Here is a 20104-nt window from a genome sequence, read left to right as displayed (position 1 = left end):
AGATCGCCACGGCTTGGTATCTTCTAAGTGCGCGCTTGAGCGTCAAATCATAGCGCCGGGCTGCAGCCTTGCTCCGCCGGCAGTTCCTCGGCATTGGGGTCGCCCGGTGCCGTCGCCCAGGCCAGTTCGACGAGCGTCACAATCCGCCGACCTGCACCATCGAGCTGGCAAACGATGAGGCCCTGCTCCTCGATGTAGGTCAGCAGACGCCGCGCACGGCGCAACGAATGTGAGCCATAGGCGCGGGCAATCGCTGCATCGCCCGGGCAGGGCCAACCTTCCTTCGCGGCGCGGGCGATCATCATGAAGACGCCCTGCATATCCTCCGGCAGAAGGGAGGCGCGGACCGAGACATCCTGCCAGCCGTCATCGTCAGCCATATCGGAGCCGAGCCCGGCGCGGGCGCGCGTCAGCATGCGACGGAAGTCACCCAGGTCCGGCACAGCCGAACCGAGGCCCTCTATTCGGCAGCGGACAACGAACTCCTGATAGAGGACGCCGATGGCACGGAACCCAGCGTCGGGTTCGGCCATGACGGCGCGCAGAATGCGGTCCACGCGCTCATTCCGCTCCGCCAGTGCCTCGGCGCTAAGCGGCTGCTCCAACGATTCGGGACGGATCTCCAGCGCCGCCGACTTCGCCGCCATGAGCTGGCCGAGGAGGTCGGGTGGCGACCGGCGCTGGGGCCGATTATGCTCGGGCGGCGGTGCTGCCAGGATGATGGCGTGTGCGTCCGACGTCGATTCCGGCAGAGGCATCAGGCGCGGTGTCGCGTTGCGCGGCGTTGTATCCGTCGGACCAATGCGCAGCCCCAGCGGACGGCGGGACAGGGCCGGCCCCAGCGCGATGAATTGGCCGCGCTCCAGATCCCGGAAGGCCTCTGCCTGTCGCCGTTCCATGCCCAGCAGGTCGGCGGCGCGCGCCATGTCGATATCCAGAAACGTTCGCCCCATGAGGAAATTGGACGCCTCGGCCGCGACGTTCTTGGCGAGTTTTGCCAGTCGCTGGGTGGCGATGATTCCCGCAAGCCCGCGTTTGCGGCCGCGGCACATCAGGTTCGTCATGGCGCCGAGCGAGAGTTTGCGCGCTTCGTCCGAAACCTCGCCGGCGACGGCCGGCGCGAACAGCTGTGCCTCATCCACCACCACCAGCATCGGATACCAGTGGTCGCGGGCGGCCTCGAAAAGCCCGCCGAGGAAGGCGGCGGCGCGCCGCATCTGGTTCTCGGCGTCGAGCCCCTCGAGATTGAGCACCGTGGAGACGCGATGTATGCGCGCTCGCTCGCCGGCGACCTGCAGGCCCCGCTCGGTATGGTCCTCAGCATCGATCAGGAGGTGGCCGAAACGGTCGGCAAGCGCAACAAAGTCGCCTTCGGGGTCGATGATGGTCTGCTGCACCCAGGGGGCACTCTGTTCCAGCAGCCGGCGCAGCAGATGGGATTTGCCGGAGCCCGAATTGCCCTGCACCAGCAGGCGCGTCGCCAGCAGTTCCTCAAGGTCCAGGTTAGCCGGGGCGCCTGCCGTTGTGTGGCCCATCTCGATCGCAACGGTCATGTCTCGACTCAAAGGCTCCCTGCGGAGGCGGGCTTAACAACCCGACCGCAGCCAGTCGAGCACCCATTGGACGGTTACTCACGTTCTCCACGGCTGGTCGAACGCTCGCATGGTCGCCTTTTTTTGGAAAAAGTGATGACCGTCATCATGGCCCAGGCGATTCGATGTCGCTCTGGACAACGCGAAACCCAATATTGCTGGCAGAGCCGCCCCGGGTCGAGACAGCTAATTCATCAATAGAGCCTCGTCCGGTAGCCTTCTTCCATGGTCTGCTCGGCCACTTCAACCGATATGGCCGCCGTCTGCTCGGCGATGATGCGGCCCAGCGTCGGGAAACTGTGGCGTTCGACCTGGGCCTTGGGGTCCCACAATTTCGAGCGCATCAGCGCCTTGCCGCAATGGAAATAGCATTCGTCGACATGAACCTTGAGCCCGATGATCGGTACGACGTTTTGCACCGCCAGCGGCGTCAGCAGGGCCGGATCCTGGGTAATCTCCGCCTTGCCGTTGATGCGCAGCGTTTCATTGATGCCGGGCACCAGGAAAATCAGGCCGATGCCTGGCGAGGCCAGGATGTTGCCGAACGTGTCGACCCGGTTGTTGCCGCGGCGGTCCGGGATCAGCAGCGATTTGTCGTCGAGCACCGCGACGAAGCCCGGCGCGTCACCGCGCGGGCTCGCGTCGGCGTTGCCCTTGCCATCGCTCGATGCGAGGACCAGGAACGGGGAGAGCGCGATGAAGTCGCGACAGAACTTGTCGAGATGGTACAGGACCTTCTTCTCGGCGAGCGGGCTCAGCTGCCCGAAATGCGCACGCAGATCTTCTGGCGTTCGGACCAGGGGCTTGCCGCCCGCGCCGTTGCTCTCCATGGCAGACCTCCTCCTGTCTTGTTGCGTTTTTACGCAACCTCGACACCGCACCAACCCGCGATGAACAGCGCCAGCGTCTTAGTGACCTTCTTCACGGATTCGAGTTCTACCCGCTCGTCGAAACCGTGCGCGTTTTCCATCCTGGCGCCGAAGCAGAATGCGGGGACATCGTAATCGAGTCCGTAGAAGCGTGTGTCGGTGAGGCCGGTGAAGCTGGCATCCTCGAGTGGGCCGCCGAACACGGCCTCATACGCAGCAGCGAGCACCGCCTCGCTGTCCTGCGCGCCGGTCACCTCGTAGCCCGGCGACAGAAAGCCGGACCATACGACCTCCGGCGCGTTGTCGGCCAGGAACGGATGGGTCTTGGCGGCCTTCGCGACGCAGGCGACGATCTCGGCCTGGCAATCGGCGATCGTCCAGCCGGGCAGGATGCCGATACGGCAATCGACGTCGCACCAGGCCGGCACGCTCGAGGCCCAGTCACCACCCTTGATGATGCCGGGATTGAAATTCAGCGGATGGTTGATCTTGCCGAAAAAGCGATGGCTCTTGGCGCGCTCGTTCCACTCGGCCTCCAGTCCTTCGAGGGCCTGGATCAAATGGTAGGCGGCCTTGATGGCATTCGAGCCGGTGCCGGCGTGCGAAACGTGGACCGGCAGTCCGCGAACCTTGAGGCGGAACCAGATCACGCCGACCTGGGCGCGCATCAGCTTGCCGTCGGTGGGTTCGGGGATCAGGCAGGCATCGGCGCGATAGCCGCGCTGGAGCGTGGAGAGCGCGCCGAGCCCGGTGCTTTCCTCCTCGATCACCGACTGCAGATGGATGCGGCCCTTCGGCGCCAGTCCCGCAGCTCTCAATGCATCGAGCGCGTAGAGCGCAGCGATGGTGCCGGACTTCATGTCGCCGGCGCCGCGGCCATAAAGCCAGCCATCCTCGACGACGGGCCGGAAGGGCGGACGTTTCCACATGTCGAGCGGGCCGGTCGGCACGACGTCGCAATGACCCTGCAGGATCAGCGAGCGCCCGGATTCTTCGGCGGGCCGATAGGTTCCGACGACGGTACGGGCGCGCGAGAAATCGGTCTCGACCGGTCCGTAGCCGGGCAGCGCTTTCAGATCGTCCTGGTTGATGATCCAGTCGTCGACCTCGTAGCCGCGCTGGCGCAGCAGACGCGCGATCATGTCCTGGCACGGCCCCTCCTGGCCGCGCGTGCTCGGTATCGCCGAAAAGGCGATCGTGGTTGCGATCTGTGCCTCGAAGGCGGCCTCGACCGCGGCTTCAATGCGCTCGCGGACGCCGGCGGGAAGGGGAATGACGTTGCTTTGCGACACGGGTCAGTCCTTGCAGGGTTTCACAACAGATCGGGAGTGTGTCTAAGGATAGCACTGTCCATCATGCGAGCGCCTCGCGTTGTCGCGCGAAATTCGGCTGGTCGAAGAAGCGGCGCCCCGGGATCGCGTCGAGCAGGTCGCGCGTATAGGCCTCGCGTGGGTTGGTGAACACGGCGGCGGTCGGCCCTTCCTCGACGATGCGGCCGTGTTGGAGAACGATCACGCGATCGGCGATCTCGGCTGCGATGCGCAGATCATGCGTGATGAAGATCATCGCCAGCTGCATTTCGCGCCGCAGTTCGGCGAGCAGCGCCAGCACCTGCGCCTGAACCGAAACGTCAAGCGCGGATACGGCCTCGTCGGCGATCAGCACCTTCGGCCGCAGCGCGAGGGCGCGCGCGATGCAGATGCGCTGGCGCTGGCCGCCCGAAAATTCGTGCGGATAGCGATCGGCGGCCGAGGGCGTCAACCCGACGCGCGCGAGCAATTGCCGGGCCTGCGCCATCGCCTCGTCGCGTGCGGTGCCATAGGCCATCGGGCCGCGCGCGACAGCGTCGCCGACCTTCTGGCGCGGATCGAGGCTGGAGAAGGGATCCTGGAAGATGATCTGAAGGCCGCGGCGCGCCTGGCGCAACGCCTCGCCGCGGAGCAGCCACAGGTCCTGGTCGCCGAGCCGGATGGCGCCGGAATCGGGCTCCGTCAACCGCATGATCATGCGGCCGAGGGTCGACTTGCCGGAGCCGGACTCGCCGACAACAGCCAGCGTCTCGCCTTGGTGCAACGTGAGCGAGATGCCGTCGGCCGCGACCACTTCCCGCGGCGGCTGCAGCCAGCCGCGTTTAACGCGAAACGTCTTGCGCAGCTCCACGACGTCGAGCAGCGGTGTGGCGTGCGAAGCGCTCTCGCGGCTCTTCACATGCGCCTTCGGTACTGCGTCGATCAGTTCGCGGGTGTAGGGATCGCGCGGATTGCGCAACACTTGCTCGACCGAGCCGTGCTCGACCACCTTGCCGTGGCGCAGCACGACGACGCGATCGGCGACGTCGGCCACCACGCCGAAATCATGGGTGATGAGCAGCACGCCCATGCCGCGCTCGCGCCTGAGATCGTCGATCAGGCGGAGGATCTGGCGCTGGGTGGTGACATCGAGTGCGGTCGTCGGCTCGTCTGCGATCAGTAGCTCAGGCTGGTTCGCGGTGGCCATCGCGATCATGACGCGCTGGCGCTGGCCTCCTGAGAGTTCGAACGGATAGCTGTTGGCAAGCAGCGACGGGTTGGGCAGGCCGACCTGGGTCAGCAACTCCTGCACCCTGGCCTTGATCGCGGCTGCCGGCGGCAGCGGTTGCTGGTGCGTGAGGATCGTCTCCTCGATCTGTTCGCCGACGCGCTTCAGCGGATTAAGCGACGACAAGGGCTCCTGGAAGATCATGGCGGCTTTGCCACCGCGCAGCCGGCGCAGGGCACGGCGATCGAGGGCGGCGGTATCCTGCCCGACCACCTTCACGGCGCCGGACACGATATCGACGCCTTTCGGCAGCAGCGAGAGGATCGCATGCGCGATCATCGATTTGCCGGAACCGGATTCGCCAACCAGGCAGACCACCTCGTTGCGCCCGATCGCAAACGACACGTCCTCGACCGCGAACGGCCGGTCGCCGCCTTCGGGCAATGCAATCGAGAGCTTCTCGACCGAGAGCACGGATGCTTTGTCCTGCACGCTTGGGTTTGTCATGCGCGGCGCCTCGAGACGCGCGGATTGAGTACGTCGGACAGGCCCTCGCCGAACAGGTTGATGGCAAGCACGGTGATCAGGATCGCGAGCCCAGGAAAGACGCTCATCCACCAGGCCTGCCGGATGACGGTGCGCCCGGCGCCGATCATGAAACCCCAGGACATCAGGTTCGGGTCGCCGAGCCCCATGAAGGAGAGTGCGCTCTCCAGCAGGATCGCAGTCGCGACCGTCAGCGAGACGACGACGAGGATCGGCGAGATCGCGTTCGGCAGGATGTGTCCGAGCACGATGCGGGCCGTGCTCTCGCCCTGGCATAATGCGGCCTCGACAAATTCGCGCCCGCGCAGGCGCAGGAATTCGGCGCGCGTCAGCCGCGCGAGCGGCGGCCAGCTCACCGCGCCGATGGTGAGGATGATGGTGAGCAGCGAAGGGCTGAAGGTCGCAACCAGCAGGATCGCCAAAATGAACGCCGGGACCGTCTGGAACAACTCCGTCACCCGCATCAGCACGAGATCGACTTTTCCGCCGAAATAACCTGAGATAGCGCCGATCATGACGCCGATCGTCATGGCGGCCAGCGCGGATGCGATGCCGATCAGCAGCGAGACCCGCGCTCCGTGCGCCACGCCCGCCGCGACGTCGCGGCCAAGCGTATCGCCGCCGAGCCACATCCCGTCCTCGCCGGGCGGCGTGAAGGGCGTGCCGCTCATCTCCCACGGCGAGACCGGGAATACGACAGGCGCCGTGATCGCGACGATCAGGACGATGATGAGCAGGACGAACCCCGCCATTCCGCTCGGATGCCGCACGAAAGCCTTGACCGCATCCATCAGGCGGCTTCCGTCGTCATGCGCGGATCGATCAGGCGGTAGATCAGGTCGGTCACGAGGTTGAGAGCAATCACGATGACGGACAGGATCAGGAAGATGCCGAGCAGCACCGGATAGTCACGCTGCAGCACGGCCTCGAAGGTGAGCCGGCCAAGGCCGGGCCAGGCGAACACGGTCTCGATCACCACCGCGCCGCCGACGAGCGCGCCGGCCTGCATGCCCGCAACCGTCACGACCGGCACCAGCGCGTTGCGCAGCATATGGCTGACGACGATGCGCGGGCGGGCCAAGCCCTTGGCCCGCGCCGTCTTGATGAAATCCTGGTGCGAGACCTCGATGATCGAGGAGCGCATCAGACGGGCGTAGATCGCCAGATAGATCGCGGCGAGTGAAATGACAGGCATGATCATGTGCTTCATGATGTCAAAGATGCGCTCGATCGCCGTGTGCTTCGCGTTGATCGTCTCATAGCCGAACGGCGGCAGCCAGCCGAGCGTCACCGAGAAGACGAGCACCAGCATCAGCCCGAGCCAGAACACCGGCGTGGCGTAGAGCAACAGCGAGAGCACGGTAAAAACCGTGTCCGCAATGCTTCCGGCGACCAGACCCGCGAGCGCGCCGAGCGTCGTGCCGATCAGGAGCGCGAGGCAGAAGGCGGTGAGCGTCAGCAGCAGCGTTGCCGGCAGGCGCTCGAGGATGAGATCAAGGACCGGCCGCCGCTGGCGATAGGAATATCCGAGATCCAAAGTGAGCACGCGCGCGAGATGTGTGCCGAGCTGCACGAGATAGGGCTTGTCCAGCCCATACTCCTTGCGCAGATCGTCGAGGATCTTGGGGTCGGCCGCGCCCGACTGCCCGGCCATGACCATGGCCGGATCGCCCGGTGCTGCGCGGACCAGCACGAAGTTGAAGGTCGCGATCACCAGAATGATGGCGACCAGCCGCACAATCCAGGCGGCGACCAAGAGTCCAATTCTTGCGGTGCTCCTGGTGCCGGTCACGATTTGTAGACCGAGCCGAAGGTCTCGTGGGAGCCGATCCCGGTCGTCACGATTTCCTTGAAAGCCTTGTCGTAGATGATCGGGTATTCGAGCTCCAGGGTCCAGGCGACGGGCACTTCCTCGACCAGGATCTGCTGCACCTTGGAATAGAGCTCCTGCCGCTTGGCCTCGTCGAGCGCGACGGCGGCTTCCTCAAACAACCTGTCGACCTCGGGGTTTGAATAGCCTTGGGTGTTCGAGAACAGGATGCCCTTCTTGATGTTTGAGGAGATGTAGGTGCGGGCGACGCCGAGTGCGGGATCGCCGAGCTGATAGAGCAGATTCTGGGTCATCTCGTAATCCCAGTTGCCGACCTTGTCGGCCCAGCCCGCCATGTCGGTGCCGACCAGAACGAGATCGATGCCGGCCTTGGAGAAGCTCTGGCGGAAGAACTCGCCGGCGCGCTGATAGACCTCGCCATAGGGCGGCACGAGGTATTTGATCTCGGCCCGCTTGCCGTTGGCGCCGGGCTTCAGGCCCATCTCGTCGAGCAGCGTAATGGCCTTTTCGACCGAGAAATCGTAGCGCTTTACCTTGGGGTCGTAGAATTTGGTTTTCGACGAGATCGGACCGGTTGCGACCTTGGCGTTGCCGAAATAGACGCGCTTGTTCATCGCGTCGCGGTCGATCAGGTGCATCACCGCCTGCCGGAACCGCTTGTCGTTCATCGGCGCGACGCGATTGTTCATCTCGAGCCACTGGTGCGGAGCGAAATACTCGTAGCCCTTGGTGGTGTATGCGAGGTTCTTCTGCGACTTGAAGCGCTGCACGTCAAAGAACTCGACGTCGGACCATTGCACGAGTTGGACCGTGCCATTCTCGAGCGCCAGCGCCCGCGAGGCGCTGTCCGGGATGATGCGGTAGATGATTTCGTCGAGATAGGGTTGGTCCTTGCGGTAGTAGCCATCGTGCCGAACGAGATGGACGTGCGAGCCGCGCACCCATTCCTTCAGCTTGAAGGGGCCGGTGCCGATCGCCTTGTCGTTCATCGGGTTCTTGCGGAACTCGGTTCCCTCGTAGATGTGCTTCGGCACAATTGGGGCCGAGGTGCAGTCGAAGCAGCCGAGGAAAGGCGCGAAAGGCTGCTTCAGCTTGAATACGACAGTCAGCGGATCAGGCGCCTCGGCGGACGCGACGCGCGCGAAATTCTGCCGCGCGCGGGGATGGGTCTCCGTCAGCACCTTCATGCAGCTGAAGACCACGTCCTCCGATGTCATCGGCTTGCCGTCGTGAAAAGTGATGCCCGGGAACAGCTTGAACGTATAGGTGAGGCCATCAGGCGAGACCTCCCACGATTGCGCCATACCCGGCAACGGCTTCAAATCGGCGCCGTATTTCAGCAGGCTCTCGTAGATCTTGCCGCCCAGCGTCAGCGTCGGCTGTTGCTGGTTGAACGCCGTGACGAGGATCGGCGGTTCGGGTTGGATGATCGTGTTGAGCGTGCCGCCCTTTGGCTGACCAGCCGCTCTGGTGATGCCGAGCGGGATGGCCGCGCTGGCGGCCAGCATTGCAGCAGTGAATTCGCGCCTGTTCATGGACCAACCCCTTCGTTGCGGATTGCGCCATCGTGACGGAGCGCCGCATTCTGTGCTACACGGCATGGGACAGCGATCGTCGCGATCGGGCCATCTGGCCCGGAAGATGCATGGCTGTGGGGAGAGCAGGCATCTCACATCAAGAGCCCAGATGAACATAAATGTAAGAGTCGGCACAGCACCGACCGGCGGCGACAGCCTTGAGCGCCCATGCCACAAGCGATGCGGACCGATAGCCGCAGCGAACTATGCCGGTCACCTGCAGACGCAGAAGCGGCCGGTCGTCTCTATGGCAGCGACGTATCCGTCCGAGAGCACCAGCACGCGTCACGCGCACCGGCGAGGGCAGTTCATCCTCCAGACCATCGGCGTCACCTCGATGATGACGGAACGCGGCAATTTCGTCATCCCGCCGGGGCATGGCCTGTGGATTCCCGCAGGAATCGTGCATCAATCGCGCGCCTGGGGCGATATCGAGGCCCAGACCATCTATGTCGAGCCGGATCAGGTGCCGAGCTACCCGGCGACGTGCCGCCTGATCCGCGTCTCGCCGCTGCTCGAGGCGCTGATGGATGAAGCTGTCCGCATGCCGGTGGATTACGACGAGGACGGGCGCGACGGGCAGCTGGTTGATCTCCTGCTAGGCGAGATCGGCCGGATGCCGGAAGTGTTGCTGCACGTGCCGATCCCGCTGGATCCGCGTCTCGCCCGGATCTGCGAAGCTGTGCTCGCCGATACCAGTTCCGACCTCACCCTCGACGATTGGGCCGACCGCAGCGGCCTCAGCCGGCGTACGCTGACGCGGATGTTCCGTCGTGAGACCGGCCAGAGCTTTGCGGCCTGGCGCCAGCGCGTCCGGTTGCTGGAAGCGCTCGCGCGCCTTGGCGCCGGCGAATCCGTAACCAACGTCGCACTCGATGTCGGCTACGACAGCCCGAGCGCCTTCACGGCGATGTTCAGGCGCGAACTTGGTGCTGCGCCGCGCAGCTACTTGCGGTGGGCCGACCAGGAGATCGTGTTGAGATAGCTGGGCAGGATCCGGCCGCGTTGCGCAGTTTGAATGTTTCCAGACGCCAGCCAAGGTGGTCCCATTGAACGGGCGGCCGCGGCTGGCAATATCGCCAGGTTCACAGCCAGCGGACATGTCCAATGGCAAGCAAGGTAAAGGCGCATCCCCGCGACTGGGCGATGGGCCGAAAAGAGCCGGTCAATATGAAACCAGTATTTGCGGTGCCGCGTCGTGCTCTTGGTGGGATGCGGCTTCAGGTTTCGGTTGTGGGATTCGGAACCGCGCCGCTTGGTGATCTCTACGTGCAACTGGATGACGGCACGGCCATTGATACGGTGAAACGTGCATTCGAACTGGGCATTAATCTCCTCGACACTTCTCCGCTCTATGGCAACGGCCTTGCCGAACATCGTTGCGGCGCCGCCATCAGGCGCGTGCCGCGCCAGGACATCGTCGTTTGCACCAAAGTCGGTCGCTGGACGGATCCGTTTCGCGGTCGAGGCGACCGTGCCGGTTTTGCAGGAGGGTTGCCGCACCGGGCGGTGGTTGATTATTCCTATGACGGCACGATGCGTTCGGTGGAACAGTCGCTATTGCGGCTAGGGGTCGACCGGCTGGACCTGTTGCTGATCCACGACGTCGACATTTGGACTCATGGCCCCGACGCGATCGAGGAGCGGTTTCGCGAAGCGATGGCTGGCGCGTACGTGGCGCTGGACCGGCTTCGCGGAGAGGGCGTTGTTGCGGGCATCGGGATCGGCGTAAACGAGGCCGAGATGTGCGTGCGTTTCGCGCAAGCCGGATCATTCGATACCATGCTGCTCGCGGGGCGCTATTCCCTGCTGGAGCAACCGGCGCTGGCGGAGTTTCTGCCGCTTGCGCAACAACAGGGAATCGGCGTGTTACTCGGCGGCGTATTCAATTCAGGTATTCTGGCAACCGGCGCGGTGAGCGGTGCCAAATACGATTATCGGGATGCGCCACCTGAGATCCTGGCAAGGGTGGCTCGGATCGAAAGCATCTGTGATGCGCATGGCGTTGCCCTGCCAACCGCGGCGTTGCATTTTGCCCTGGGCCATCCGGCGGTGGCGAGCGTTGTGCTGGGGGGCCAGAGTCCGCAAGAGGTCGAACGCAACGTAGCCGCGCTGTCCTGCGACGTGCCGGCGGCGCTTTGGGCCGATCTGAAGGCCGAGCGCCTGCTGGCTGCGGAAGCGCCCGTTCCGCTGCCGATAGCCGGCTGATGCGGATCGATGCGCATCATCATCTGTGGACTCTCGCACGTGGCGATTATGGCTGGCTCACTCCCGCGCTCGCGCCGATCCACCGCGACTTTTCCCTTTCGGATCTGGCGCCACACCTCGCTGCCGCGAACATCAGGGGGACGATCCTGGTGCAGGCTGCACCGACCGAGGCGGAGACCATGTTTCTGCTCGACATCGCGGCGAAGGCACAGGTGGTGCGGGGTGTGGTCGGCTGGACGGACTTCGATGTAGCCGACGGCGGGGCGCGCATTGATGCACTCGCCGTGCACAGCCTCCTGGTTGGACTGCGGCCGATGGTGCAGGACATGCCCGATGACGATTGGCTGCTCCGCCCTGGCTTGGCGCGGCTATTGGCAGTGATGGCCCGAAACAACCTGGTGTTCGACGCGCTGGTGCTGCCGCGCCATTTGCCGCGACTGCTGAGCCTGGTCGATGATCATCCCGATCTGCAGTTCGTGCTTGACCATTGCGCCAAGCCCCGGCTTGCGACCGGCGAGACAGCAGATTGGTATCGCGACGTCGCGCTGCTTGCCGAACGCCCCAACATCGTCTGCAAGCTATCGGGATTGGTGACAGAGGCCTTACCGGATTGGCAAGTTGTGGATCTGCGGAAAGCGGTGGATCATGTCGTTGCGTGTTTCGGACCACATCGCCTGCTTTGGGGAAGCGACTGGCCGGTGGTCAATCTGGCGGGCGGCTATGAAAAATGGATTGCCGCCGCCGAAACCCTGCTCGCCGGTCTGTCACCGGATGAAAAGGCGGCTATCTTCGGCGGTAATGCGGCTCGCATCTACCTCGCAAGCCGGGGACGGAATGTTGAAGTCAATTGCTGACGAGAAAAGACTTTGCGTTCAGAATGCGCCAGCGGACGAGGAGGGGCGGCTGGCCGGTCGCCGACCTTCCGCCTCGATTTCGTTGCGGACGGCGAACAGCTTGAGATAGGTCGAATAGGCGGCATCGTTCGCCGCCGCCCATATCGGGTCGGCCCGGTGGACCGTCTGCTCCGGCGCCATCGCGTCGAGCGCCGCAAACAGATCCGGGTAAAGCCCGGCCGCGACGGCGGCGACCATCGCGGTGCCGAGTAGCACCGGTTCGGGCGAGTGGGAGATGACGAGGTCGGCGCCAAGCGCATCACGATAAAGGCGCACCATCAGCGGATTCCTAGTGTGCCCGCCGGAGAGACAGGCGCGGTCGATCGCATAACCACGCGTGTTGAGATGCTCAAGGATATGACGGCTTTGCAGCGCGAGCGCGCGGGCCGTCGCGTAGTAATGTTCGAGGAAGGAGCGTGGGCTCGTCTCAAGGCCAAGGCCGCTGACGAGCGCGCGCACCGCACCGTCGCCATGGGGCGCGCGGTTGCCGAGCCAGTCGGGGACGATATGCCGCCGCGCGCCGAAGGCGGGGCCTTCGAGATCGAGCAGCGCGAGAATATCGCACGCGGTTTCCGCGTGCTGGGCCGCCGACGCCTTGCCGGGGCTGGCGGGATGCTGATCCAGCACGGCGTCGAGCGCCGCGCCCGAAATGCTCATCCCGGCCTCGTGCATCCAGTAGCCGGGAAATACCGCGTCCTTGAAAGGACCCCAGACTCCGGAGATGTACCGCTTATCCTCGGCCCAGCACATGTAGCAGCTCGAGGTGCCGCCGATCAGCGCCAGCGTGCGGTTCATCTTGTCGCGAAATCCGTGGCCCGCGACGCCGAGAGCGCCTGCTTCCGCGTCGATCAATCCGATCGCGACCGGCGCACCCGGCGCGATGCCGAGCGCCTTCGCCGCATCCGCGGAGGCCGTTCCGTGCACCTGGCCGACCAGGCCCGGCGGTTCGGCGAGCTTGCCGCGCCGCAGCAGATCGGAGAGACCAAGCGTAGCGAGCAGGTCGCGGCGCCACGGATCAGGGTCGGCGGGCAAATAGGGAAACTTGCAGGCAAGCCCGCAGACGGAGTGCCGATCGATGCCGGTCATCCGGCGAGCGACTTCGTCCGTGAGGTCGCGCACGGCGGTGACGCGCGCCCACGCCTCCGGCGTGTGCCGCTTTACCCAGAGGATCTTGGGCAGATACATCTCCGGCGAGACCGTGCCGCCGACATGATCCAGATAGTGGTCGCCGGATGCGCCAATCTCCTCTGCCTCGCGTTCGCCGCGATGGTCCATCCAGCAGACCACGTCCGCATCACCTTGCAGCGGCGCTCCGCCGTTCGCCTCGAAATAAATGGAGGATGTTGCGTCGACGGCGACGCCCGCGATCGCTGCTGCCGCACCCGGCGTATCGGCAATGGCGGCGCGGATGGCGGCACATACCGCCGCCCAGATTTCGTCCATCCGATAAACAGCGTGGTTCTCCGCGGGCCGCAGCAGTTCGAACGGATGACTGCGCGCGGACACCAGCCGGCCCGACGCGTCGAACAGCCCGGCGCGCGCCGATACCGTACCGACATCGATGGCGAGCAGCAGGCTCATTGCAGCAGCGCCTCTGCCGCAGACTCGTCCGTGACGAGGCAGCGTACATAGCGCGCGTTCAGAATGCCGCGGATCACCGGTGCCTTGGGTAGCCCGCCCGAGGCCAGGATGGAGATCGGATACGCCTTCAGCTCCTGCGGGCTCAGCGCCATGACTCGGGAATTGAGAGGGTGGTTGACCGGGCGGCCGTATTCGTCGAGGTAGGTTCCGAGCAGGTCGCCGACCGCGCCCGCCTTGCGCAGTCCGTCCAGCGCTTCATTCACAATATGGGTCGCCGCGAGCAGCGAGCGTGGTGTCAGGTCGCCGCAGGATACCAGCGCGATCTGGCCTTCGCGAGCCCGGCGCATCACGTCCGCAAGTCCGTAGTGCGTCAGGAGTGTGGAACGGCTCTCGACCGACGGGCAATAGATCGGTGCCGCGACGTAGTAGCATTCGGCGCCGATCAGGCGAGCAAACTCGGTCGCGACCTCGAACGTGTTGGTGCCGGCGCCGCGCGTCATGCCGCCCATCAGGGAAGTCACCCAGCTGCGGGCGAATTGTCGCTGCTTGAGCGTGCGCGCGGCGGCTCTGAGCGTGCGACCCCAGCCGACGCCGAGGCCGATGCCATCCTTCAGCAGGGGATGAAGCATCGTGCTCGCCGCTTCGCCGATCACCTGTTGCAGCGCATCGGGATCGGGCAGGCTGGGAACTACCGAAACATCGTCGAGCGCGAAGCGCGCCTTCAGCTTCTCTTCCAGCGCAACGCAGTTGGCGAGCGGCAGCTTGATCTCGACGCTGACGAGCCCGTCCTGTCGAGCCTGCCCGAGCAGCTTGTTGACCTTGAGCCGCGTCAGCCCAAGCCGATCGGCAATCTCCTGCTGCGTCATCGCGCCGACATAGTAATACCAGCACGCTCGAGCCTGGATTTGCGCTTCGGCCAGATCCTCGGCGTTGATACGCATTGTCGTCGTTTCGCTGTCTGATGTGTCGCTCACAACTTCACCTCACGCATACACCGGCTTCATCGTGATGCTCCCATTTGCTAGTGGCGGCCAGGTGTCATTCGGGCGTCGGTTCAACTCCCTTTCAGATCGACGAGGACCTTGATGTAGCCGGGCGCATTCTCGGCAAGTGCCGTGAATATGCCGGGCACTTCCTCCAGCGCGACGCGGTGGGTCACGATCGAGCGTACGTCGATCTTCCCCGCTGCGAGGAACTCAATCGCGCGCGGATAGACGTCGCCCATCCGCCGCGCGAACTTGATATTGAGGCCGCGGCGGCGCGCGTCCGCGGCCGGCAAGGTGTAAATGTCGCCGTCGGGAATGCCGACCAGCACGATCCGCCCGCCGATGCGTGTCGCGGTTACGGCGTCGCGGAAGCCGAACGGCGAATTCGTCGCTTCCAGCACAAGGGGGCAGCCGCCCTTGGACCATTCGGCAATGTCGGCGGCGCTTTCACCGACGCGATCGGCGCCGATCTTTTCGGCCATTGCGCGGCGATGCGGCAGCGGATCGCAGGCGAGGACTTCCCCGGCGCCGGCAGCTTTCAACACCTGGACAATGAGCAGGCCGATCGGGCCACAGCCCAGCACGGCCACACGTTCGAGCATGCGCGGCTTGGCGAGCCCGACGGCGTGAATGGCAACGCCGAGCGGCTCCAGCATGACGGCGTCCAGCGCGTCGAAGCCATTCGGCAACGCGACGAGCTGCGACCTTGGTGCCCAGATGCGCTCCGTCATCGCGCCGTCGAAGGGAGGAGCTCCAATGAACTCAACGTTAGGGCAGAGGTTGGGATGGCCCTCATGGCACCAGTCGCACCGACCGCATGCCTTGTTCGGATCGACGGCAACGAGTTGGCCGCGCGTAAGACCGAGTTCCTCGACGTCCTGACAGAGATAGCCGCCGAACTCATGCCCGGGGACAAAGGGTTCGTTGATAAGCGCGCTGCCGATACCGCCGTCCTTGAAATAATGCAGATCGCTGCCGCAGACGCCGACCGAGGCGACATCCATCAGGACTTCGTCCTCGCGCCCCTCGCGCAGATTGAACTGCGCGACCCGCGCTTTGTTGGCCCCGTCGATGAAGAGAGCTCGGCTCATAAACCCTTGCACCCGGCTTGTACCCATTCCCTCGTGGGACACTCCTATCGTGCTCTATTACATTCGTATTTCATATGATGCAACATATGAGAAATACAAAAAACATCTGTTCATCGCTCAAAGTCGGCCTTTCCGGGGCGGAGGGTGATGACATCCTTGCCCGGAAGCGGCGCGTTCACGGCAATTTCCATTCAATCCACGTCGAACTTGACGCCCTGGGCGAGCGGCAGCGTGCGGCCATAGTTGATCGTGTTGGTGGCGCGGCGCATGTAGGCCTTCCAGGCATCCGACCCGGACTCACGTCCGCCGCCGGTTTCCTTCTCGCCGCCGAATGCACCGCCGATCTCGGCGCCCGAGGGGCCGATGTTCACGTTGGCGATTCCGCAATCGGAGCCGCGCGCGCACAAGAAGGCTTCGGCCTCGCGCAGATCGTTGGTGAAGATCGAAGACGACAGCCCCTGCGGAACGGCATTGTGCAATTCGATCACCGCATCGAAGTCGCTGTATTTGATGACATAGAGGATCGGCGCAAAAGTCTCGCGCTCGACCGTTCCGGTCTGTCCACCGATCTCGACCAGCGCCGGCCGGACATAGAAAGCCGCGTCGGCGCCTGCCACGGCGACGCGGTCGCCGCCGACGATGGCAGCACCGGCGGCCTTGGCCTCGCCGAGGGCGCGCTGCATCGATTCATAGGCGAGGCCGTCGATCAGAGGGCCGACCAGATTGCCGGTGAGGGGATTGCCGACGGAAACGGACTGATAGACCTTCTTGAGGCGCGGCACGAAGCTGTCATAGACGCTCTCGTGAACGAACAGGCGGCGCAGCGTGGTGCAGCGCTGACCGGCCGTGCCCATGGCCGCGAAGGCGACGCCGCGCAGCGTCAGGTCGAGATCGGCGGTCGGCGTGACTACCGCCGCATTGTTGCCGCCGAGCTCCAGAATGGCGCGGGCGAAGCGCTGCGCGAGCTTCGGCGCGACGGCGCGTCCCATCGCGGTCGAACCGGTTGCCGAGACCAAGGGAACCCTGGTGTTGTTGACGAGGGCCTCGCCGATCTCGCGCCCTCCGACCAGCACGGCAGCCAACCCGTCGGGCGCTGCGCCGCCATCGGCCTTGAAGCGCTTCAGGGCGCGGGCGAACAGCGCGTCGGTCGCCAAGGCGGTGAGGGGCGTCTTTTCCGACGGCTTCCAGACGATGCTGTTGCCGCAGACCAGCGCCAGCGCTGCATTCCATGACCAGACCGCGACCGGAAAATTGAATGCGGAGATGATGCCGGTGACACCGAGTGGATGCCAGGCCTCTGCCATCCGGTGCTCGTGGCGCTCGGTCGCGATCGTCAAGCCGTAGAGCTGCCGGGAAAGCCCCACGGCATAGTCGCAAATGTCGATCATCTCCTGCACTTCGCCGAGACCTTCGGACTCGATCTTGCCCGCCTCGATGGAAACCAGCCGGCCAAGCGCACGCTTGCTGGCGCGCAACTCTTCGCCGAGCAGCCGCACCAGTTCACCGCGCTTGGGAGCAGGGACCAGACGCCATTGCAGGAAAGCCGCATGGGCTTTTTCGATCGCCGCGGTCGCGCCGGCGGCGTCGACCTCCCTGACATGCGCCACGGTTTCACCGCTGATCGGGGTTCTCGCGACCAGCGTGCCACCGGTATAGCTGACAGGTTCGACACCGAGTTCAATCAGAAGCGCGTCGACCTCGGCCTTGAGCGAGAGGTCTTTGGCATGAGCGGATTTTTTATCTGACATGAGGGGCTCTTTCCGAGGGCTCGCGTTGATTTCAGAGAGGGCGGCTGTCGGCGATTGGCGCCGCGCTCCCGGTCGATTGCGCCATACACCACCATACACTGACCAGCCGGGCCTGAGCACGCGTGCTCCCCGCAACAAAATCCGTGTATCGGGCCCCCTTTCATCAAAGCGACACATATGTCATTGTAGAAATACAAATGATCGAAGCCGGGTTTGAAGCGCCGGCTCGCTGGACCGCTGAGGGAGGATCACCCGTGAAGAAGATGGCATTCATTGCGGCATTGTTCGGGGTTTTGGCGTTGGCCGCGCCCGCTCAGGCGGCGCGTGTCGAGGTGCAATGGTGGCACGCCATGAGCGGCGTACTGGGCGAACGGCTCAACGAGCTGGTCGAGAAGTTCAACGCATCGCAGGATAAATACACCGTCGTGGCGGTCGCCAAGGGCAATTACGACGAAGTGACCAATGGAGTGATCGCGGCCTATCGTGCCAAGCGGCCGCCGGAAATGGTGCAGATCGCCGAACGCGGCTACATGACCATGCTGCTGTCGGGCGCCGTGGTGCCGGTGCAGGAACTTCTGGACCAGAAGGGCTACAAGGTCGACTTCTCCGACTTCGTCAAGCCGGTGGCGAGCTTCTGGAGCTACAAGGGGCGGATGTCGGCGATGCCCTTCAACTCCTCGACGCCGATCTTCTGGTACAACAAGGACCACTTCCAGAAAGCCGGCTTCGACAAGCCGGCCGCAACCTGGCAGGAGTTGGAGAAACAACTCTACGCCATCAAGGCCAAGGGCGTCAGTGAATGTGGCACGGTGCTGCCGGGCGACTTCTTCTGGAGCCTGCTGGAAAACTACAGCGCCATCAACAACCAGCCCTACGGTACGCTCGCCAACGGCTTCGACGGACTTGGCACCGAATTCGTCTACAACAAGACCAAGGTGGTCTCGCAAGTCGCGCGCCTGAAAAAATGGCTCGATGATGGCGTCATGCAGATCGCCGGTCAGGGCTTTAGCCCGGAACAGTTGTTCACCTCCGGACGCTGCTCGACCTTCGTCAACTCGACCGCGTCGCACGGCAATATCGAACGCAACGCCAAGATCAACTGGAGCGCCACCTTCCTGCCGCACGAGAGCGATATCAATCCTCCGCTCAACAGCACCATTGGCGGTGGTGCCATCTGGGTGATGAAGGGGCACACGCCGGAACGCTACGACGCGGTCGCCGCCTTCCTCGATTTCGTTGCCCAGGCGGAGACGCAGGTGTGGTGGCATGGCGTGACCGGATATGTCCCGGCGACCAACAAAGCCTATGCGATGGCGCGCGAGCGCGGCTATTACAAGGACCATCCGACACGCGAGATTGCGGTGCTGCAACTCTCGCGCGGCACGCCCAATGACAATTCGCGCGGCTTCCGCTTTGGCAATTTCGTGCAGACAATGCTGGCGCAGCGCAGCGAGGTGGAAGCGGTGTTCACCGGCCAGAAGCAGCCGCAACAGGCGATGGATGATGCCGTCAAGCGCGGCAATGAGATCCTGCGCCAGTTCGAGAAGCTCAACGCCGGAAAAGGCACCGAGTGGTCCCCCGAGGCGAAATGAAGGCAAGCGCGCCGATCGCACCTTCGTCGATCTGGCCGGAGGCCCCGGCAGACTCGCCTTCCGGCCTGGCCAGATCGCAGCACAAGTCGCCCGGCGAAACTGCCGCCGGGCGTAGGGCTGTGACGGAACGGGCCAGTAAGGCGCGGACGCCCAAGCGTGGCCAGCCTGATCGGGAGCCCGGACTGAAGCGAGCGAATTTCGGCCGCGGCGTCGGCCTGCCGACGCTATTGCTGCTGCCGCAGGTGTTGATCCTGGTGTTCTTCTTCTTCATCCCGTCGCTGCGGGCGCTCACGCAGTCCGTATTGTTGAGCGATCCGTTCGGCACCACCGTCCATTTCGTTTGGTTCGACAACTTCAAGGCGCTGTTTGCCAACGGCGAGTATCGCCAATCGCTCGTGACGACGGTCTGGTTCACGGTGGCGCAGAACGTCATTACGCTGGCGATTGCCGTCGTGCTGGCATTCGCCACCGACCGGGTGGTGCGCGCGCGATCGGTCTACCGGACTCTCATCCTGCTGCCCTATGCGATCGCGCCCGCGATCGCCGGCATCCTGTGGGCGTTCCTTTTCAATCCGGTCGTTGGGCCGCTCGCACACATGTTGCACGCGCTCGGGATCTCCTGGGATCCCAATCGCAACCCGAACGACGCGCTGTGGCTCGTGATCATGGCGGCGTCATGGAAGCACATCTGCTACGACTACATCTTCCTGGTGGTCGGCCTGTTGGCGGTGCCGGTCTCGCTGATGGAAGCCGCCGCCGTCGACGGTGCCGGGCCGATCCGGCGGTTCTTTCTCATCGCGCTGCCGATGCTCGGGCCGACCATCTTCTTTCTCGCCGTGATGAATTTTATCTACGGCTTCTTCGAAACCTTCGCGATCATCGATGCCGTCACCCATGGCGGGCCGGCCGGCGCGACCAACATCCTGGTCTACAAGGTCTTCGTCGATGGTTTCATCAACCTCGACCTCGGCTCCTCGGCGGCGCAGTCGGTGCTGTTGATGACCTTCGCGCTGGTTTGCACGCTGCTGCAATTCCGCTATTTCGACCACAAGGTCAATTACGGGGTCTGACCA

16 protein-coding genes are annotated in these 20104 nt (G+C 64.3%); 5 read left to right on the top strand and 11 right to left on the bottom strand.

Annotated elements, in window-relative coordinates; genetic code table 11:
- Positions 1–47 precede the first annotated feature (47 nt).
- The 7 genes from JQ609_RS29885 to JQ609_RS29855 all read right to left on the bottom strand — a co-directional run bounded on the left by JQ609_RS29885 (position 48) and on the right by JQ609_RS29855 (position 8890).
- A complete protein-coding gene (locus tag JQ609_RS29885; RefSeq protein ID WP_212276338.1) occupies positions 48–1553 on the bottom strand; it encodes an ATP-binding protein in 1506 nt (501 codons plus the stop codon).
- Positions 1554–1786: 233 nt separating this feature from the next.
- Positions 1787–2422: a pyridoxamine 5'-phosphate oxidase family protein gene (locus JQ609_RS29880; protein ID WP_212208268.1), complete on the bottom strand. Its 636-nt coding sequence runs from the start codon at positions 2420–2422 to the stop codon at positions 1787–1789.
- 29 nt (positions 2423–2451) lie between these two features.
- The gene (locus tag JQ609_RS29875) at positions 2452–3753 is read right to left on the bottom strand and encodes an ArgE/DapE family deacylase (RefSeq protein ID WP_212208269.1); all 1302 of its coding nucleotides are present in this window, start codon (positions 3751–3753) and stop codon (positions 2452–2454) included.
- Between the two features lie 61 nt (positions 3754–3814).
- Positions 3815–5485: an ABC transporter ATP-binding protein gene (locus JQ609_RS29870; RefSeq protein WP_212276337.1), complete on the bottom strand. Its 1671-nt coding sequence runs from the start codon at positions 5483–5485 to the stop codon at positions 3815–3817.
- Positions 5482–6315 (bottom strand): ABC transporter permease, encoded by an 834-nt coding sequence (locus JQ609_RS29865; protein WP_212276336.1) that lies wholly within the window; start codon positions 6313–6315, stop codon positions 5482–5484. Before JQ609_RS29865 ends, JQ609_RS29870 begins: the two co-directional genes overlap by 4 nt.
- A complete protein-coding gene (locus JQ609_RS29860; RefSeq protein WP_212208417.1) occupies positions 6315–7289 on the bottom strand; it encodes an ABC transporter permease in 975 nt (324 codons plus the stop codon). The genes JQ609_RS29865 and JQ609_RS29860 overlap by 1 nt, the downstream gene beginning before the upstream one ends.
- Positions 7290–7312: 23 nt before the next feature.
- Entirely contained in the window at positions 7313–8890 is a 1578-nt protein-coding gene (locus JQ609_RS29855) for an ABC transporter substrate-binding protein (RefSeq protein WP_212208272.1), read from the bottom strand.
- A gap of 289 nt (positions 8891–9179) precedes the next feature.
- On the opposite strand from JQ609_RS29855, the gene JQ609_RS29850 reads away from it, so the two are divergent.
- From JQ609_RS29850 to JQ609_RS29840, 3 genes are all read left to right on the top strand, one after another.
- Positions 9180–9917: a helix-turn-helix domain-containing protein gene (locus JQ609_RS29850; RefSeq protein WP_249128566.1), complete on the top strand. Its 738-nt coding sequence runs from the start codon at positions 9180–9182 to the stop codon at positions 9915–9917.
- Between the two features lie 185 nt (positions 9918–10102).
- On the top strand, positions 10103–11140 hold the full coding sequence (locus JQ609_RS29845; RefSeq protein ID WP_409411205.1) for an aldo/keto reductase: 1038 nt from the start codon (positions 10103–10105) through the stop codon (positions 11138–11140).
- Positions 11140–11994: an amidohydrolase family protein gene (locus tag JQ609_RS29840; RefSeq protein ID WP_249128564.1), complete on the top strand. Its 855-nt coding sequence runs from the start codon at positions 11140–11142 to the stop codon at positions 11992–11994. Before JQ609_RS29845 ends, JQ609_RS29840 begins: the two co-directional genes overlap by 1 nt.
- Positions 11995–12012: 18 nt before the next feature.
- On the opposite strand, the gene JQ609_RS29835 is transcribed toward JQ609_RS29840, so the two are convergent.
- The 4 genes from JQ609_RS29835 to JQ609_RS29820 form a co-directional block, all read right to left on the bottom strand.
- Entirely contained in the window at positions 12013–13614 is a 1602-nt protein-coding gene (locus tag JQ609_RS29835) for an FGGY-family carbohydrate kinase (protein ID WP_212276334.1), read from the bottom strand.
- Positions 13611–14555, bottom strand: coding sequence for a sugar-binding transcriptional regulator (locus JQ609_RS29830; RefSeq protein ID WP_212276333.1), 945 nt, complete (start codon positions 14553–14555; stop codon positions 13611–13613). The genes JQ609_RS29835 and JQ609_RS29830 overlap by 4 nt, the downstream gene beginning before the upstream one ends.
- 113 nt (positions 14556–14668) lie before the next feature.
- Positions 14669–15691: a zinc-binding dehydrogenase gene (locus JQ609_RS29825; protein WP_212208276.1), complete on the bottom strand. Its 1023-nt coding sequence runs from the start codon at positions 15689–15691 to the stop codon at positions 14669–14671.
- 191 nt (positions 15692–15882) lie between these two features.
- Positions 15883–17439: an aldehyde dehydrogenase family protein gene (locus JQ609_RS29820; RefSeq protein ID WP_212276332.1), complete on the bottom strand. Its 1557-nt coding sequence runs from the start codon at positions 17437–17439 to the stop codon at positions 15883–15885.
- 263 nt (positions 17440–17702) lie between these two features.
- Between JQ609_RS29820 and JQ609_RS29815 the strand changes: the two genes are divergently transcribed.
- Both JQ609_RS29815 and JQ609_RS29810 read left to right on the top strand, forming a co-directional pair.
- A complete protein-coding gene (locus JQ609_RS29815; protein ID WP_212208420.1) occupies positions 17703–19031 on the top strand; it encodes an extracellular solute-binding protein in 1329 nt (442 codons plus the stop codon).
- Positions 19032–19150: 119 nt separating this feature from the next.
- A complete protein-coding gene (locus JQ609_RS29810) occupies positions 19151–20101 on the top strand; it encodes an ABC transporter permease subunit (protein ID WP_312014912.1) in 951 nt (316 codons plus the stop codon).
- Positions 20102–20104: the final 3 nt, after the last annotated feature.

Source organism: Bradyrhizobium sp. AUGA SZCCT0169 (genome assembly GCF_018130085.1).
GTDB lineage: Bacteria > Pseudomonadota > Alphaproteobacteria > Rhizobiales > Xanthobacteraceae > Bradyrhizobium.
Note: the sequence above shows the minus strand (reverse complement) of the source record. Positions and strands in the feature narration are given on the sequence as shown.